Here is a 16,255-nt window from a genome sequence, read left to right as displayed (position 1 = left end):
GACCCTTTCCCGAACGCGCCGTCCCGTTCAGCTTCATGAGCGAGCGGCCCGCAGAGCCGCCGGGAGGATGGAGGCACTCATCGCAACCACTGGCGACACGATCGTGCAGAGCAACGACACGGCGCTGACCACGCTGCACGCGCTGTTCGATTGCGCGGTGCAGTCGGTCTCCGCGGAGTCGGCAATGCCGCGCATCCTTCCCGAGCCGGCGCACGGCCGGCTGGTGGTGGTGGCGGTCGGCAAGGCCGCGGCCGACATGATGCGCGTCGCCCGCATGCGCGCCCGCAAGCCCGTCGATGGGCTGATCGTCACTCGCTATGGTCATGCGCCCGAGGGGCTGGACTGGCCCGGCATCGAGCTGATCGAGGCCGGCCATCCCTATCCCGACGAAAACAGCCTGCGCGGCGCCGAGCGCGCGCTGGAGATCGCCCATTCGCTCCACGCCGGCGACCATCTGCTGCTGCTGCTGTCGGGCGGCGGCTCCGCGCTGCTGGCGGCGCCCGTCGAGGGACTGAGCCTGGCTGACAAGCAAGCGACGACCAAGCTGCTGCTCCGCTCCGGCGCCACGATTTCCGAGATCAACTGCGTCCGCAAGCATCTGTCACGGATCAAGGGCGGGCGCCTGGCGGTCGCCGCCGGGGCGGCGCAAGTGACGACCTGGATCATTTCCGACGTGCCTGGCGACGATCCGTCCTTCGTCTCCTCGGGACCGACGGTGCCCGATCTGACCAGCCTGCAAATGGCCCGCGACATCATCGCCAAATACCGGATCGACGCTCCGAAATCGGTCACGCGCGCGCTTGCCGACCCAGCCAACGAGACGCCAGCCGCCGACAGCCTGGGCCTTGCCGGCGGAGACATCCGCGTGATCGCGCGCGCCCGCGACGCACTCTCCGCCGTCGCCACGCGCGGCACGGAGCTGGGCTTCACCGTCTCATCGCTTGGCGACCAATTGCAGGCCGAGGCGCGGCACTTGGGGGCAAGCCACGCCGCGCTTGCCCGCCGGCTGGCGGGCGACGGCAAGAAGCGGCTGATTCTGTCCGGCGGCGAGACCACTGTGACGGTCGTGAACCCCAAAGGGCGCGGCGGCCGGAACATGGAATATGCCCTCGGCCTCGCGATCGCGCTCGACGGCGCCCCCGGCATCTGGGCGCTCGCTTGCGATACGGACGGCATCGACGGCACCGAGGACGCTGCCGGCGCCGTGGTCGGCCCGGACACGCTCGCCCGCGCCCGTGCGCTGGGGCTCGATCCGGCGAAGCACTTGGCGGAAAACAACGCGTACCTGTTCTTCAAGGCGCTGGGCGATCTGGTGATGACGGGGCCGACCGGCACCAACGTCAACGATTTCCGCGCCGTTTTGATCGAGGGGCAGCCATGAACGCGATCACCGCCTCGCGCCATTATCCGTGGATCCTGATCGCCCTGCTTTGGGTCGTCTCGTTCCTGAACGCCGCCGACCGGTCGGTGATCGTCGCCGTCATGCCGTCGATCCGAAGCGAATTCGGCCTGACCGCCACGCAGCTCGCCCTCGTGCCCGCCGTGTTCTTCTGGTTCTATGCCGGCGCCGCGCTGTTTTCCGGCCGGCTGGGCGACAGCGCGCGGCGGACGCGCATCGTGATCTGGGGCCTCGCCTTCTGGAGCATCGCTACCGGGATCGTGCCGCTCTCGACCGGCTTCATGATGCTGCTGGCGCTGCGCGCCGTCGTGGCGGTCGGCGAGTCCACCTACTATCCGACCGCAACCGCGCTGATCGGCGACTGGCACAAGCCGGAAATGCGCAGCCGCGCACTGTCGCTGCACCAGACCGCGGTGTTCGCAGGCGCCGGGCTCGGCTCGGTTCTGGCGGGAATTATCGCCGACCATTTCGGCTGGCGCATGCCGTTCCTGATCTTCGCGGGCGCCGGGCTGCTCTGGTGCCTGTTCATCGTCCGGCTGCTGAAGGACGCGCCGATCCGCCACACCGCCGCCGAAGAGCGCACCGATGAAGAGCCGTTTCGCATCGTCTTCCGGATCAAGCCCGCCCTGATGCTGTTTGCGGTGTTTTTCCTCGCAAACGGCGTTGCCAATGGCGTGACGGTGTGGGCGCCGACCTTCGTCCACGACATGCTCGGCGAGAACCTCGCGGCCTCCGCTTTCTACGGCTCGGCCAGCATCAACGTCGCCGGCTTCATCGCGGTGCCGCTGGGTGGGCTGCTCGCCGACACACTGGCCAAAAGGACGCCGATCGGGCGCTTCTACACGCTGGCGATCGGGCTCGCGATTGCGGCCGCGATGCTGGCGCCGATGGCGTGGGCGAAATCGGGCGCGGCGGTCGGCTTGGTGCTGATCGCGACGACGCTCGGCAAGGGCTTGTTCGACGGCTGCATTTATGCCGCGATGCAGGACGTGGTGCCGCCACACGCCCGCGCGACGGCAGTGGGCATGATGACGACCTTCGGCTTTATCGGCGCCGGCATCGCGCCGCTGTTCGTGGCCAAGGCCTCCGACACATTCGGGATGGCGGCTGGTCTGGGCTCGCTCGCCGCGCTCTATGCCCTGGCAGTGCTGATCCTGCTGGCGACGCGGGGCTCTACCCGCCGCGCGGTAGCCGCCAACGCAACGGTGATCGCATGAAAGCGCTGGTGTTGAACGCGCCGCGCGAGCTGGCGTTCGAGGAGTCCGAAACGCCCTCGCCCGGCGCGAACGAGGTGCTGATCCGCACGCTCCATTCCGGCATCAGCGCGGGTACGGAGCTGTCGCAATATCGCGGCACCAACCCGTTCATGCACCGCCGGTTCGACGAGCGGACGCGGCTGTTCCAGCCCGCCGAGAGCCCAAGCTGGCCCTATCCGGTGCGCAACCTGGGCTATGAGGAAGTCGGCGAGATCGTCGAAAGCCGCGTGCCGGACCTGCCCGTCGGCGCGCGCGTGTTCGGAACGTGGAACCATCGCACGCATTTCGTCGCGACCGCGGACTATGCGCGCGAGCGGCGGATGCCCAAAGGCGCCGACCCGCGCATCGGCATTTTCTCGCACATCGGTGCGGTCGCGCTGAACGGCGTGCACGATGCGAACATCCGCATCGGCGATTTGGTCGCGGTGTTCGGCCTCGGCGTGCCGGGGCAGATTGTCGCGCAGGCCGCAACGCGGTCCGGCGCGCAGGTGATCGCCGTCGATCCCGATCCGCTCCGGCGCGAGCTGGCGCTGAAGATGGGCGCGGCGCACGCAATCGAAGCGAAAGGCGCGGCCGATGCGATCAAGGAGATGACCGGCGGGCGCGGCGCCGATAGCTGCATCGAAGTCTCCGGCGCGCCGCCGGCGCTCGGCGAGGCGATCCGCGCCGTCGCCTATGCTTCCCGCGTGGTGGCGATGGGCTTTTTCCAGGGCGAGCTGGCGGGTGTGCGGCTGGGTGAGGAATTCCACCACAACCGCGTGCAGCTCATCTGCTCGCAGATTTCGGGCGTCGCGCCGGAAGCGAGCCATCGCTGGTCCAAGCCGCGACTGTGGCGAACGGCGGTCGAGCTGCAGCACCGCGGCGTGCTGAACCTGCTGCCGCTGATCACCCATACCGCGCCGTTCGAGGACGCGCCGGCCTTGTTCGAACGGCTCGATCGAGGTGAGCCCGGATTGCTGCAGGCGGTGCTGGAGTTCGGCGCGTGACGAAGCTCCGGGTCGGCATTCTCGGTAATGGCGGCATCGCGGCGCGGCATGCGGCCTCCGTCGCCAAGCTGCCGGAGACGATGGAGCTGGTCGCGGTCTGCGGGCGCGATGCCGGGCGCGTTGGCGCATTCACTGCGCAGCATGGCGGACGACCCTTTACCGATCTCGACGCGATGCTCGATGCCGGCATCGATCTGATGATCGACACCGCCCCCCCTTTCTCGCGCGGCGGCGAAGCGAAGCGAGCCGCGCAAGCCGGCGTGCACCTGCTGGTCGAGAAGCCCATCGCGCTCGATTTGGCAGCCGGCGACGCAATGGTGCGCGCTGCCTCCGGCGTAACGGCGGCGGTCGGCTTCATGTATCGGCACGGCGATGCGGTTCGGCGCTGGCAAGTGGCGGAAACCGGGCCGGTCGGCCTCATGACCGGCAGCTATCACTGCAACGCGCTGCATGCGCCCTGGTGGCGCGAGCGCGCCAAGTCCGGTGGGCAGATCCTCGAACAGCTCATCCACATCATCGACCTGGTGCGGGTGTTCGTCGGCGAGCCGGACACCGTCTATGCGCGCAAGGCGAACCTCTTCCACCGCGACGTGCCCGGTTACGATGTCGAGGACGTGTCCGCGATCGTGTTCGGCTGGAACGACGGGCGGATCGCGACGCTCAACGCCAGCAACATCGCCGTGCCGGGCAAATGGGACAAACGCTGGTCGCTGTTCGCTGAGAAGGCGACGGCGCACTTCACCGACTGGAACAATGCCGCGTTCACCCGCACCGCGCCCGACGTGGAAGAAAGCATCTGGGCTGGCGACACCGACCCGTTCGTCGCCCAACTGGCCGATCTCGCCGACGCGATCCGCGACAAGCGGCCGCCGCGCGTGCCGCTTGCGGAGGGGGTGGCGACGCTGAAGCTGGCGCTGGCCGCCGTGCGCTCGGCCGACGAAGGGCGCGAGCTGAGGACCGCCGATGCGATTTGACGGGCAGGCCTTCGAGGCCAGAGGCGTCCGGCTCGGCGGCATCGTCCCGCTGATCGACGGCGAGCCGGCGACGTCGCAGTTCGCTTTTGGCATCGAGCGGGACGGCGAGCGGCTGCGGCTGCTGGTGCGCGCGACGGGCCTCGACCCTGCGCGCCAGATCGACAGCATCGGCATCCGCTTCACCGACGTGCATAGCGTCGGCCGCTATCTCCGCCACGGCTATCAGAGCTGGGACGGCAGCTTCTTCGTCGAGCCCGGCACGCCGGCGGGCGACGGTCCGCCGCTGAAAGCCCCGACGCTCGGCTATGCGGCAACGGCGCTGCTGCCGAAGGACGGCGACGGCGCGGTGGTGCTCGGCTTCACCCGCCACGACCGCTTCCAGAGCCGCTTCCGCTTCGGCGGCACGGCGGAGCAGCCGACGATCGACATTGAGACGCTCTGGGACCGGGTGCCGCACGACGGCACGGTCACGCTCGAACCGCTCGTCCTGTTCGCCGGCGACGCGGTCGAGGAGTCGCTGCGAGATTGGGCGCGGATCGTCGCCGCCGAAAGCCCGCTGCGGCCCCGCGTGCCGGAGCGGCGGATCACCGGCTGGTGCAGTTGGTACAATCTCTACGCCGCGATCAGCGAGGAGAACATCCTCGAACACCTCGAAGCCGCGCGAACATTCCGCGACCGCGAGCAAGTCCCACTCGACATCTTCCTGATCGACGACGGCTTCACCCCTGAAATGGGCGACTGGCTGGACGTGAAGCCCCAATTCCCGCGCGGGATGCAGCCGCTGCTCGCCGACATTCGCGCCGCGGGCTTCACGCCCGGGCTGTGGATCGCGCCGTTCATGGTCGGCAACAGGAGCAAGCTGTTCCGCGATCATCCCGACTGGGTCGTGCGGGAGCGCGAGACCGGCGAGCCGCTCGCCCAGATGACATTCTATGGCGAGTTCCGGTGGCACAAGCGCAGCGAGGAATATTACATCCTCGACATCACGCACCCGGATGCCGAAGCCTATATTCGCCGCGTGTTCCGGACCTGGGCGCAGGACTGGGGCGCAGGCTATTTCAAGACAGACTTCATGCTGTTCGGCAGCGAGCACGGGCCGGACCGCGCGGTGTGGCACCAGCCGGGCCTCAGCCGCATCGCGATCTGGCGGAAGATGGCGGCGCTGATCCGCGAAGAGATCGGCGACGCGCTCTGGCTCGGCTGCGGCTGCCCGCTCTGGGCGTCGGTCGGCTATGTCGATGCGGTGAGGATCGGGCGCGACATCGGCGTCACCTGGAAAGGCGAATATTCGGCGGAAAGCCTGCTCCGCGACCAGGTCACCCGCAATCACGGCCACAATATCCTGTGGCAGGCGGACCCCGATTGCGTGCTGCTGCGCAGCCGCTTCCATGAGCTGAGCGACGCGCAGATCGAGACGCTCGCCCGCTTCGCCGCCTATGCCGGCGGCGTGCTGATGACCAGCGACAAGCTCGACGAGCTTTCGTCCGAGCGCGGCGCGCTGTTCGCCGAGCTGCTGCGCGATCCCGTGACCGGCTGCGCCTATCCTGAGCTCGGCAAGAGCGGCGGCGTGTTGCGGCAGCAGGTGAGCCGCGCGGACGGAACGTCTTTCACGCACGTCATGAACCTGACGGCCGAGCCGCAGGACGGCCTCGCACCGTTCGCGTCGCGGGTCGATGCTTAGCGTCGTCGCGCTGGCCGCGGCCAGCGTCGGTGATCGCTGCGCCGCGCTGAGCGCGCAAAGCTCACCGACACTCGAGATCGTTTCCGCTGAGAGCGAAGCAGGCACATGCCGCGTCACCGGCTTCGCGTATCCGCTGCCCGGCGCGCGGGTCGGTTTCGAGCTTCGCCTGCCGGAAAGCGGGTGGACCGGCCGCTATGTCCAGCTCGGCACCGGCGGCTTTGCCGGCACCCTGTTCCCGGAGACGATCGCGGTCGAGGCACAGCGCGGCAATGCAGCGGCGATGACCGACAGCGGACACCAGGGCGACCGCATGAGCGCGGCCTGGGCAGCGGGCAATCCGCAGGCCGTCCGCGACTATGGCTTCACCTCGATCAAGGCCACCTCCGACGCCGCGTACCGCCTGATCCGCGCTTATTATGGGCGGCCCGCGCGCTGGCGCTATTTCGTCGGCTGCTCCAACGGCGGCCGGCAGGCGCTGACGGCGGCGCAGAGTTACCCGGACGATTGGGACGGCATCCTCGCCGGCTCGCCCGCCAATCCGTGGACCGAGCAGCTCTACCGCTTCGCCAGCCTGCAGCACGCGCTGGCCGGGCTGGGCGCGCAGAGCCTGATCCCGAAGCTCCCCGCGATCCAGCAGGCGGCCCTCGCCTCCTGCGCGCCCGGCACAGTGCGAAAAGGCGTCGCGACCGATCCGCGCCTGTGCTCCTTTCGGCCGGAGACTGCGGGGCTTGCGCCAAGCGAAATCACCGCGGTTCGGACGATCATCGACGCTGGCTATGAGCCCACATCCGCCGCACAGCCCGACGGCTGGGCGCGATGGATCCTGGGCGCCGGTGCAGGACAAATCGCATTCGCCGAGCAGGCGTTTCGATATCTGCTGCAAGACAGCCCGCGCTGGACGCTCGCTGATTTCGACGCGGCATCTGCGCGACAGGCCGCGCAGCGCTGGTCCGGCACGCTCGATGTCGCTCCGGATTTCCGCCGCTTCCGCGCGAAGGGCGGCAAGATCATCTCCTATTTCGGCTGGGCGGATTCGTTGATCGCGCCGCGACTGGCGCTTGATTTTTTCCACCGTGCGCAGCCTGCGCCGGATTATTATCGTCTCTTCATGATCCCGGGCATGGGGCATTGCCAGGGTGGCGTCGGGCCCGTCGACTTCGGACAGTCGGCAGATGCCCCGGCGCGCAGCCCGGACCCGCGTTACGACGTTCGCGCCGCGCTTGTCGCCTGGGTCGAGCATGGGCAGCCGCCAGACAGCCTGACGGCCGTCGGCAAAGACGACCAGGCAGCGCTCAAGCCTGTCCGGTAAACGCCTGTTTGCGGCCCGGCTTCCCTCCGCCAACAATCGTGATATGTTGCCCATAGTTGCTTTGGTTCCCGTGCAGTTCGGTTGAACCAGGTCAGGCTCTTCCGGTCTGCGTTTCTCGCAGGGGGCGAAGAGCATGGTCGTGGCCGTAATAATTGCGGCACTGGTCGTTGGATCGTTGCTGTTCCACTGGCTGAGCCCGTGGTGGATGACCCCGCTTGCGTCGAATTGGCATTCGATCGACACGGCGCTGATCGTCACCATGTGGATCTGCGCGGTCGCTTTCGTCGCGCTCAATCTGTTCATGGCGATGACGATCTGGCGCTACCGGCACCGCCCGGGGAACAAGGCCCATTACGAGCCCGAAAATGCGCGCCTCGAAAAGCGGCTGACCTTCTGGACCGCGATCGGCATCGCCGGGATGCTCGCGCCCGGCCTGCTCGCCTGGAACCAGTATGTGACCGTCCCCGCCGACGCCGCGGTGGTGGAGGCGAATGGCGAGCAATGGCGCTGGAGCTTCCGCCTGCCCGGCCGCGACGGCGTGCTCGGCACCGCCGAGCCGGCGCGGATCACGGCCGACAACGCCTTCGGCCTCAATCCCAAGGACCCCTATGGCCGCGACGACGTGGTCGTCGAATCCTCGGAGCTGCACCTTGTCGTGGGCAAGCCGGTCAAGATGGTGCTGCGCTCGAAGGACGTGCTGCACGATTTCTACGTGCCGGAGTTCCGCGCGAAGATGGACCTGGTGCCGGGCATCGTCACCTATTTCTGGCTGACGCCGACGCAGAAAGGCAATTTCGACATCCTGTGCGCAGAGCTGTGCGGCACCGGCCATAGCCAGATGCGCGGCACCGTCGTGGTCGAGGATGAAGCGAGCTACCGCAAATGGCTCGGCGAGCAATCGACGTTCGGCCAGATCATGGCGGATTCGGGCGGGGGCGCGAAGCAGCTCGCGAGCGCCGCACCGGTCAAAGGAGTGACGCGCTGATGGCGACGATCGCAGACGATCTCAGACCGCTGCATCATCCGAAGACATGGGTCGGCAAATATGTCTGGAGCCAGGACCACAAGGTCATCGCGCTCCAATATGCGGGCACCGCGATCGGCGTCGGCATCATCGCGCTGGTGCTGTCGTTCCTGATGCGGCTGCAACTGGGCTTTCCCGGCCGCTTCCACTTCATCCAGCCGGAGAATTACCTGCAGTTCGTCACGCTGCACGGCATGATCATGGTCGTGTATCTGCTAACGGCGCTGCTGCTCGGCGGCTTCGGCAATTACCTGATCCCGCTGATGGTGGGTGCGCGGGACATGGTGTTCCCGTTCGTCAATATGCTCAGCTACTGGTTCTACCTGCTTTCGGTCATCGTGCTCCTGTCGAGCATTTTCGTGCCCGGCGGACCGACCGGCGGCGGCTGGACGCTCTATCCGCCGCAGACGATCACCGGCGGCACGCCAGGCTCCAACTGGGGCATCATCCTGATGATGGTGTCGCTCGCCATCTTCATCGTCGCTTTCACGATGGGCGGCCTCAATTACGTCACCACCGTCCTCCAGGCGCGCACCAAGGGCATGACGCTGATGCGGATGCCCTGCTCGGTTTGGGGCATCTTCACCGCCTCGATCATGGGGCTGCTCGCTTTCCCGGCGCTGTTCGTGGCGGCCGTGATGACGATCCTGGACGCAGTCGCGGGCACCAGCTTCTTCGTGCCGCAGATCGTCTCGATGGGAAAACCGACCCAGCATGTCGGCGGCTCGCCGATCCTCTACCAGCACCTGTTCTGGTTCTTCGGCCATCCGGAGGTTTACATCGTCGCGCTGCCGGCGTTCGGCATCGTCTCCGACCTCATCTCGGTCCACGCCCGCAAGAACATCTTCGGTTATCGTATGATGGTCTGGGCGATCGTCATCATCGGCGCGCTGAGCTTCTTCGTCTGGGCGCATCATATGTATGTGTCGGGCATGAACCCCTATTTCGGGTTCTTCTTTGCGACCTCGACGCTGATCATCGCGATCCCGACCGCGATCAAGGTCTATAACTGGCTGCTGACGCTCTGGCGCGGCGACATCCATCTGCGCGTTCCGATGCTGTTCGCGATCGCCTTCCTGTTCACCTTCATCCACGGCGGCCTCAGCGGCCTGTTCCTGGGCAATGTCAGCGTCGACGTGCCTCTCAGCGACACCTTCTTCGTCGTCGGTCATTTCCACATGGTGATGGGGGTGTCGCCGATCCTCGTCATCTTCGGCGCGATCTATCACTGGTACCCGAAGATCACCGGGCGGATGTGGAACGAAGGCCTCGCCCGCGCCCATTTCTGGATCACGTTCCTCGGCGCCTACGCGATCTTCCTGCCGATGCACTATATCGGCATCCTGGGCGTCCCACGCCGCTATTATGCGCTGGGCGAGACGGCATTCATTCCGCCATCCGTCCACTACGCCAACATGGGCATCACCATAGCCGCCGGCATGGTGTTCGCGGCGCAGTTCCTGTTCTTCTACAACATGATCTGGAGCTATTTCCGCGGGCCCAAGGCCGACCCCAATCCTTGGGGCGGAGCGAGCCTGGAATGGCAGACGCCTGATAATCCGCCGACCCACGGCAATTGGGGGCCGCGGCTGCCGACCGTCTATCGCTGGGCTTATGACTACAGTGTGCCCGGCGCGCCGCGCGACTTCATCGCGCAGAACGAGCCGCCGGGAGCAGCCGGCAGCATGGCGCCCACATGAGCGTGTTCGCCGCCCTGACCGAAAAGCCCTGGCTGACGCCCGGCGTCCCGAGCGCAGCTTCGGGCGACGAGCGGCCCGGTCCCTGGGATCGCGGCATCGGTCTCGGCCTGTTCCTGGTCGTCGTCACCATGATCTTCGCGCTGGCGACGATGGCCTATCTGATGCGGATGGGCCACGGCGTGCCGGAGGGCTCGCAAGGCAATGACTGGCGCACGCTCCGCGAGCCGCCCTTGCTCTGGATCAACACCGGCATCCTGGTCGCCAGCAGCTTCGCGTTCCTGATCGCGGACATCGCCGCGCGCCACGGCGACGCGCCTGCGATGCGCCGCGGCATGATCGCCGGCGGGCTGCTCGGTTTCGCTTTTCTCGCCGGTCAGTTCATCCTTTGGCGCAAGCTCAGCGACTGGGGCTATGTGCTGCTGTTCAGCGCGGGGCTGTGCAAGGTCGGCGACCCGCTCTTCACGTTCCCCTTCCCGCAGACGATCCTCGGCAATCCGGCGCTTGCCTTCTTCTACCTGATCTCCGCGCTGCACGGCCTGCACATCCTGGGTGGCCTCGCCGCCTGGGGGCTGACCGCGCGTCACGTCTTTGCCGGCGAGCCGCCCGCCGCGGTCGCCCGCTCCGTCCAGCTTTGCGCCCGCTACTGGCATTTCCTGTTGCTCGTCTGGGCGCTGATGATGGGGCTGTTCGTGTCGACCTGAAGCTTTCGAGGGATCGCAATGGACCAACGCACGACGATCGTAGAGGCAGAGCCGGGCGGCGTTCCCGAAAGCCTGCGCGAGCTCGCGGGCGATTGGGGCGCCGATCAGGAAGTCTTCCGCCACGTCCATTGGGGGAAGGCCATGATGTGGATCTTCCTCCTCTCCGACACCTTCATCTTCTCGAGCTTCCTCGTGTCCTACATGACGATGCGCTCGTCGGTGACTGCGCCCTGGCCGAACCCGAGCGAAGTCTTCGCGCTGGAGATCGGCGGCCAGCCCATCCCGCTGATCCTGATCGCGATCATGACTTTCGTGCTGATCAGCTCGTCCGGCACGATGGCGATGGCGGTGAACTATGGCTATCGGGGCAACCGCAAGGCGACCGCTTTACTGATGGTCGCAACCGCCCTGTTCGGCGCGACGTTCGTCAGCATGCAGGCGTTCGAGTGGACGAAGCTGATCTTCACCGAAGGCGTGCGGCCCTGGGGCAATCCGATGGGCGCGGCGCAATTCGGCTCCTGCTTCTTCATGATCACCGGCTTCCACGGCCTGCACGTCTCGATCGGCGTGATCATGCTGCTGATCGTGGCGTCGAAGGTCTGGCGCGGCCATTACGACCGGCGCGGCGACTATAGCGCGGTCGAGATCGCCGGCCTCTACTGGCACTTCGTCGACCTCGTCTGGGTCTTCATCTTCGCTTTCTTCTACCTGTGGTGAGGCCGGCATGAACCACGCACCCGCGCATATCGAACACGCCGCTCCGCCTCCCGCCGCCGTCCACGACGTCGGGCAGCAGCATCCGATCAAGGTCTATCTGCAGGTCTGGGGTTATCTGTTCGTGCTGAGCGCCCTCTCCTATTCGGTCGATTACTTCCATGTGCAGGGCGTGCTGCGCTGGGTGCTGATCATCACTTTCATGCTGCTGAAGGCCGGATTGATCGTCTCCATCTTCATGCACATGGCGTGGGAGCGGATCGCACTCGTCTATGCGATCCTGGTGCCGCCGCTCGCGCTCGGCACGCTGATCCTGCTGATGTGGATCGAATCCGACTACACTTTCTGGACGCGCGTCATCTTCCTGGGCGGGGGCGGCTGACATGGACCGGTGGGAAGGAACCAAGATCGCCGCCGGCATCGGTCTGGCCTGCGCTGTCATGGGCGGCGCCGGCTGGTTCTCCGCCCGCGTCATGGCCCCCGATTACCCGAAAGCCCGCGGCTATGCAGTGGCCGGCATACCCCCCGTCGACCTCGCCTCCGTCCAGCGCGATTGGCCCGTCGGCGGCAGCAAAATGGAACAGGCCGAACTGATCGGATATATCCACGAAATAGACAAAGCGGTGGTCCCGGTCTCCACCGAACCCGAAGTGGCGCGCGAAGCCCCGGTCGATCTCGGCACCCTCCTAGCCTCCGCCGATCCGGAAAAAGGCCGAAGGACCGCCCAGGTCTGTATGGCCTGTCACGACTTGAGCCAGAACGGCCCCAACCGCATCGGTCCCAATCTCTGGGGCGTGGTCGGGCGGCCGGTCGGCTCGCATCCCGGCTTCGCCTATTCGCCGGCGCTGAAAGGGGTTGGCGGGCAATGGACCTACCAGGAGCTCGACCATTTCCTGACCAGCCCCGGCCGCGCGGTCCCCGGCACCAAGATGACGTTCAGCGGCATCCGCAATCCCCGCGAGCGCGCCCAGGTCATCGCCTTCCTGGCGTCGAACGGGGCGAGCAAGCCGCCCTTCCCCGCGCCTCAGCCCGCAGCAACGGAAGCGCCGCCGGCGACCAAGATCGCGGCGGCGCCCTAGGTCGGATTTCTCAATGAACGACCAAGTGCATGTAAAGATGCCAAGTCGCGTAGCCCAGCACCGGCAGCACGACGGCCAGCCCCAGGAACGCCGGGATCGATCCGATCACCAGCAGTGTCGCGACGATCAGGCCCCACATGATCATGACGCCCTTGTTGGCCATGACGGCCTTCACCGATGTCTCGATCGCGGTGCGGGCATCGACGTCGTGATCGACCAGGAACGGCATCGAGACCACGCTGATCGTCAGCACCAGGGCCGCGAAGCATAGCCCGATCAGATTCCCGACGACGATCAGCGCCCAGCCCTGCGGCGTCGTGAACACGGTCCACAGGAAGCCGCGAACCGATGTCGGCGCGGGACCGATCAGCACCGTGTAGAGCGCGCCGGCGGCGACCACCCACAAAGCGAAGATGATGACCAGCAAGGCTGCCACACCCAGGATCGACTCCCAGGCCGGCCGCTTCGCCACGTCGAAGAAGTGCGACCAGTCCGATTCCAGTCCCGCTTCCCGTCGCCGGGCGAGCTCGTAGAAGCCGATCGCCGCGACCGGCCCGAGCAAGCTGACGCCCGCCGCCACCGGCACGAACAAGGGCAGCCATGGCCCCTGGAACGCGACCACGGCCGCGAACAGGCCGATCAGCGGATAGAGGATACCGACGAATATCAGATCGCCGCGGTGTTCCAGGAAATCGTCCCAGCCTTGCGCGAGGGACTCTCGAACGTCTGCGCTACTGATTTTGCGGACTTCGTACGACGACGGCGCGGCGACTGAACCGGCCGATTGAGCGATGGCCATTGCGCACTCCCCATCCCGAGGATCAGGAAGAGCGAGCATACTCCTCGCGGGAGGAGCGGGCAATGCCGGCGCTGACGATGCCGACCGCGCTCAACACCGCCGCCGCGACAAGGTAAAATCCGACGAGAGACAGTCCGCCGCGCTGCGCGAGCAACTGCGCGATCGCGGGCGTGAGACCTCCGCCGATGATCCCGCCGACGTTGAACGCCAGCGACGTCGCCGTGTAGCGCACCCGGGCGGGAAAGAGCCCGGTAAGCCATGCGCCCAACGGGCCATAGACAAAGCCCATCGCGAACAGGGCGAGGCTCAGGAAGGCGAACGCCTTGTCCAGCACGCCGCTGCCGAGCAGCGGCGCCAGCAGCATGCCGGCAAACACCGTCATCGCGCATCCGAAGAGCAGCACCGCGGCGGGCTTGAATCGATCGGATGCCCAGCCGGACAGCCCAATGCCGGCGGCCATGAAGAGAATCGCGATCAACTGGGCGCCGAGGAATGGCTGGCGCGCATAGCCGAGGGCCGTGGTGCCGTAGCCGAGCGCAAAGGCCGTCGCGATATAGTAAAGCGCGAAACAGGCGACGACGCCGAAGGTGCCTGCGACGGTCGCCGCAAGATGCGCGCGCAGCACTTCGCCGAGCGGCACCGCCGGTGGCGGCGCCTCCTCGATCGCCTGCCGAAAATCCGGCGTCTCGGTCAGCCGCAGCCGCACCCACAGGCCCAGCGCGACGAGGCTGACGCTGGCCAGGAACGGCAGCCGCCAGCCCCATCGCGCGAACTGATCCGGCGGCAGCCAGACACCAAGCAACAGGAAGAAACCGTTGGCGGCGATGAAGCCGATCGGCGCGCCGAGCTGCGGCACCGACCCGAAGCGCCCGCGCCACCCTTCAGGCGCATTCTCGACGGCCAGGAGTGCCGCGCCGCTCCATTCGCCGCCCAGGCCAATCCCCTGCCCCAGCCGCAACAGGCAGAGCAACAACGGCGCCCACCAGCCGATCGACTGATAGGCCGGCAGCAGCGCAATGAACGCGGTCGACAGGCCCATCAGCAGCAGCGATGCGACCAAGGTCGACTTGCGCCCGATGCGGTCGCCGAAATGGCCGAAGATCATGCCGCCCACCGGCCGCGCCAGAAAAGCCAGGCCGAAGCTCGCATAGGCCACGAGCAACTGCGCCGACGGCGAGCTCGCGGGAAAGAAGAGCGGTCCGAACACCAGGCTGGTGGCGGTCGCGTAGATGTAAAAGTCGTAGAACTCGACCGACGTGCCGACGAGGCTGGCGAGGAGCACGCGGCGCGTGCTGGGACCGGCGGCGCTCATGCGCTGGCCTGCCCGGCAGCCGGCGGCTCCCACCCAAATACGCTGCGCCCGCCATATTCGTTCGACCGCATCCGCTCCTCAGCCAGCACAGCCTCGACCGACGGGCCGCCCACGCGTCCCTCCAATCGCCGCGCCTGCTGGTCGAGCCGGCGGATCGCGGCCAGCTCTTCCTCACGGCCGAGCTTCGCTTTGTGCACGGCGGATTTCATGACGGCGATGGTGTGGTCATAGACTTTGGTCGGCACCGGATAAGGATGGCGGTCCTTGCCGCCATGCGCGAGCGAAAAGCGCGCCGGATCGCTGAACCGGCACGGCGCGCCATGCACGACCTCGGCAACCATCGCCAGCGCGCGCACCGTCCGCGCGCCGACGCCTGGCACGAGCAGCAGCTCGGCGAAATCCTTCGGCCCCTGATCCGCCGCAGCGGCGAGCGTGGCGTGCAGCCGGCGCTCGACGATATCGGCTGGCCGGACGTCATGCCGATCAGGCAGGCTCAGATGCGGAAGCGACGGCTGTGCAGGCGGCTCACGTTCGCCCGCGATCCGCGCCACAATGCGGTCGGGCCCCTCGCTGGCAAGCAAATCGAGCTGGCCCTGCCGCGACGATGCGGCGCGACGGTCGGCGAGATTGACGATCGTCCCCTGCTCGCGCCCTTCGATGGCGGCGTGCGGAGAATCCAGGAAGTCCTGCAGCCCTTCGGACAGCCAGTGATAGCGGCGCGCCTGTTTCCGCGCATCGCTCATCCCCTGCTGAACGACCACCCACTGGCCATCATCGGCGACGATGAAGCCGTGCAGATAGAGATCGAACCCGTCCTGCACCGCGGCGCTGTCGACTTTCGCGACCAACCGACTGGTCCGCGCCAGCGCGCTTCCGTCCAGCCCTGTCCGCTCGCCGACCGTCATCAACTCGGACGGCGTCGCCCGCGAATGCTTTCCTCGGCCGCCACAGACATGGATGCCGAGTTCCAACGCACGCGGCCCGAGACCACGCTTCAGCGCGCCCAGCACGCTCGTCGTGATGCCGGACGAGTGCCAGTCCATCCCCATCACCGCCCCGAACGACTGGAACCAGAACGGATGGGCCATGCGGCGCAGGAACTCGTCGCGCCCATATTCGAGCACGATCGCCTCGGTGACGACCGCACCCAGCCGCGACATGCGCTGCCCCAGCCATTGCGGCACGCGCCCGCCATGCAGCGGCAGATCGGCACTGCCGGTGCGCCTGGTCATCGTTCGGTCTCATCAGCCATGTATCGGCTGTAAATCAGATCGAACGAAAGGTGAACTGCAGACCTATATTGTTGTGGCTTCGGGCTTTA

General features: G+C 66.9%; 15 protein-coding genes. 12 read left to right on the top strand and 3 right to left on the bottom strand.

Features of this window, described 5'->3' with window-relative positions:
- Window positions 1–67: 67 nt before the first annotated feature.
- The 12 genes from ACFSCW_RS05845 to ACFSCW_RS05790 all read left to right on the top strand — a co-directional run bounded on the left by ACFSCW_RS05845 (window position 68) and on the right by ACFSCW_RS05790 (window position 12,823).
- Window positions 68–1,381 carry a glycerate kinase type-2 family protein gene (locus ACFSCW_RS05845; RefSeq protein WP_380887829.1) on the top strand — a complete coding sequence of 438 codons (1,314 nt, stop codon included), beginning with the start codon at window positions 68–70 and terminating at the stop codon, window positions 1,379–1,381.
- Complete coding sequence (locus tag ACFSCW_RS05840) at window positions 1,378–2,616, top strand: MFS transporter (protein ID WP_380887827.1); 1,239 nt, start codon at window positions 1,378–1,380, stop codon at window positions 2,614–2,616. The genes ACFSCW_RS05845 and ACFSCW_RS05840 overlap by 4 nt, the downstream gene beginning before the upstream one ends.
- Window positions 2,613–3,641: a zinc-binding dehydrogenase gene (locus tag ACFSCW_RS05835; protein WP_380887825.1), complete on the top strand. Its 1,029-nt coding sequence runs from the start codon at window positions 2,613–2,615 to the stop codon at window positions 3,639–3,641. Before ACFSCW_RS05840 ends, ACFSCW_RS05835 begins: the two co-directional genes overlap by 4 nt.
- Entirely contained in the window at window positions 3,638–4,615 is a 978-nt protein-coding gene (locus ACFSCW_RS05830) for a Gfo/Idh/MocA family protein (protein ID WP_380887823.1), read from the top strand. The genes ACFSCW_RS05835 and ACFSCW_RS05830 overlap by 4 nt, the downstream gene beginning before the upstream one ends.
- On the top strand, window positions 4,605–6,296 hold the full coding sequence (locus ACFSCW_RS05825) for a glycoside hydrolase family 36 protein (RefSeq protein ID WP_380887821.1): 1,692 nt from the start codon (window positions 4,605–4,607) through the stop codon (window positions 6,294–6,296). Before ACFSCW_RS05830 ends, ACFSCW_RS05825 begins: the two co-directional genes overlap by 11 nt.
- A complete protein-coding gene (locus tag ACFSCW_RS05820) occupies window positions 6,289–7,605 on the top strand; it encodes a tannase/feruloyl esterase family alpha/beta hydrolase (RefSeq protein ID WP_380887819.1) in 1,317 nt (438 codons plus the stop codon). The genes ACFSCW_RS05825 and ACFSCW_RS05820 overlap by 8 nt, the downstream gene beginning before the upstream one ends.
- Before the next feature lie 133 nt (window positions 7,606–7,738).
- Window positions 7,739–8,590 (top strand): cytochrome c oxidase subunit II, encoded by an 852-nt coding sequence (locus ACFSCW_RS05815; RefSeq protein ID WP_380887817.1) that lies wholly within the window; start codon window positions 7,739–7,741, stop codon window positions 8,588–8,590.
- Window positions 8,590–10,329 carry a cytochrome c oxidase subunit I gene (locus ACFSCW_RS05810; RefSeq protein WP_380887815.1) on the top strand — a complete coding sequence of 580 codons (1,740 nt, stop codon included), beginning with the start codon at window positions 8,590–8,592 and terminating at the stop codon, window positions 10,327–10,329. The genes ACFSCW_RS05815 and ACFSCW_RS05810 overlap by 1 nt, the downstream gene beginning before the upstream one ends.
- Window positions 10,326–11,030: a cytochrome c oxidase subunit 3 gene (locus tag ACFSCW_RS05805; protein WP_380887813.1), complete on the top strand. Its 705-nt coding sequence runs from the start codon at window positions 10,326–10,328 to the stop codon at window positions 11,028–11,030. Before ACFSCW_RS05810 ends, ACFSCW_RS05805 begins: the two co-directional genes overlap by 4 nt.
- An 18-nt stretch (window positions 11,031–11,048) precedes the next feature.
- A complete protein-coding gene (locus ACFSCW_RS05800) occupies window positions 11,049–11,747 on the top strand; it encodes a heme-copper oxidase subunit III family protein (RefSeq protein WP_380887811.1) in 699 nt (232 codons plus the stop codon).
- 7 nt (window positions 11,748–11,754) lie between these two features.
- The gene (locus tag ACFSCW_RS05795; protein ID WP_380887809.1) at window positions 11,755–12,126 is read left to right on the top strand and encodes a cytochrome C oxidase subunit IV family protein; all 372 of its coding nucleotides are present in this window, start codon (window positions 11,755–11,757) and stop codon (window positions 12,124–12,126) included.
- Between the two features lies 1 nt (window position 12,127).
- Window positions 12,128–12,823 carry a c-type cytochrome gene (locus ACFSCW_RS05790; protein WP_380887807.1) on the top strand — a complete coding sequence of 232 codons (696 nt, stop codon included), beginning with the start codon at window positions 12,128–12,130 and terminating at the stop codon, window positions 12,821–12,823.
- Between the two features lie 10 nt (window positions 12,824–12,833).
- Here ACFSCW_RS05790 and ACFSCW_RS05785 read toward each other — a convergent pair whose 3' ends face one another.
- The 3 genes from ACFSCW_RS05785 to ACFSCW_RS05775 are packed head-to-tail and all read right to left on the bottom strand — an operon-like array spanning window position 12,834 to window position 16,166.
- A complete protein-coding gene (locus ACFSCW_RS05785) occupies window positions 12,834–13,622 on the bottom strand; it encodes a DUF2189 domain-containing protein (protein ID WP_380887805.1) in 789 nt (262 codons plus the stop codon).
- A 22-nt stretch (window positions 13,623–13,644) separates the two neighbouring features.
- Window positions 13,645–14,934, bottom strand: a complete 1,290-nt coding sequence (locus ACFSCW_RS05780) for an MFS transporter (protein ID WP_380887803.1) — start codon at window positions 14,932–14,934, stop codon at window positions 13,645–13,647.
- On the bottom strand, window positions 14,931–16,166 hold the full coding sequence (locus ACFSCW_RS05775) for a DUF763 domain-containing protein (RefSeq protein WP_380887801.1): 1,236 nt from the start codon (window positions 16,164–16,166) through the stop codon (window positions 14,931–14,933). The genes ACFSCW_RS05780 and ACFSCW_RS05775 overlap by 4 nt, the downstream gene beginning before the upstream one ends.
- Between the last annotated feature and the right edge of the window lie 89 nt (window positions 16,167–16,255).

The sequence above is a fragment of the Sphingomonas tabacisoli genome (assembly GCF_042678385.1).
Lineage (GTDB): Bacteria > Pseudomonadota > Alphaproteobacteria > Sphingomonadales > Sphingomonadaceae > Sphingomonas_B > Sphingomonas_B tabacisoli.
This window is presented reverse-complemented; position numbering and strand designations above follow the sequence as displayed.

What these genes read in the sequence shown, in the direction of transcription:
- ACFSCW_RS05795 (WP_380887809.1), top strand. Translation starts at nt 11,755, where the DNA reads ATGAACCACGCACCCGCGCATATCGAACACGCCGCTCCGCCTCCCGCC.
- ACFSCW_RS05775 (WP_380887801.1), bottom strand. Translation starts at nt 16,166, where the DNA reads ATGACCAGGCGCACCGGCAGTGCCGATCTGCCGCTGCATGGCGGGCGC.
- ACFSCW_RS05780 (WP_380887803.1), bottom strand. Translation starts at nt 14,934, where the DNA reads ATGAGCGCCGCCGGTCCCAGCACGCGCCGCGTGCTCCTCGCCAGCCTC.
- ACFSCW_RS05825 (WP_380887821.1), top strand. Translation starts at nt 4,605, where the DNA reads ATGCGATTTGACGGGCAGGCCTTCGAGGCCAGAGGCGTCCGGCTCGGC.
- ACFSCW_RS05835 (WP_380887825.1), top strand. Translation starts at nt 2,613, where the DNA reads ATGAAAGCGCTGGTGTTGAACGCGCCGCGCGAGCTGGCGTTCGAGGAG.
- ACFSCW_RS05815 (WP_380887817.1), top strand. Translation starts at nt 7,739, where the DNA reads ATGGTCGTGGCCGTAATAATTGCGGCACTGGTCGTTGGATCGTTGCTG.
- ACFSCW_RS05790 (WP_380887807.1), top strand. Translation starts at nt 12,128, where the DNA reads ATGGACCGGTGGGAAGGAACCAAGATCGCCGCCGGCATCGGTCTGGCC.
- ACFSCW_RS05840 (WP_380887827.1), top strand. Translation starts at nt 1,378, where the DNA reads ATGAACGCGATCACCGCCTCGCGCCATTATCCGTGGATCCTGATCGCC.
- ACFSCW_RS05800 (WP_380887811.1), top strand. Translation starts at nt 11,049, where the DNA reads ATGGACCAACGCACGACGATCGTAGAGGCAGAGCCGGGCGGCGTTCCC.
- ACFSCW_RS05805 (WP_380887813.1), top strand. Translation starts at nt 10,326, where the DNA reads ATGAGCGTGTTCGCCGCCCTGACCGAAAAGCCCTGGCTGACGCCCGGC.
- ACFSCW_RS05785 (WP_380887805.1), bottom strand. Translation starts at nt 13,622, where the DNA reads ATGGCCATCGCTCAATCGGCCGGTTCAGTCGCCGCGCCGTCGTCGTAC.
- ACFSCW_RS05845 (WP_380887829.1), top strand. Translation starts at nt 68, where the DNA reads ATGGAGGCACTCATCGCAACCACTGGCGACACGATCGTGCAGAGCAAC.
- ACFSCW_RS05820 (WP_380887819.1), top strand. Translation starts at nt 6,289, where the DNA reads ATGCTTAGCGTCGTCGCGCTGGCCGCGGCCAGCGTCGGTGATCGCTGC.
- ACFSCW_RS05810 (WP_380887815.1), top strand. Translation starts at nt 8,590, where the DNA reads ATGGCGACGATCGCAGACGATCTCAGACCGCTGCATCATCCGAAGACA.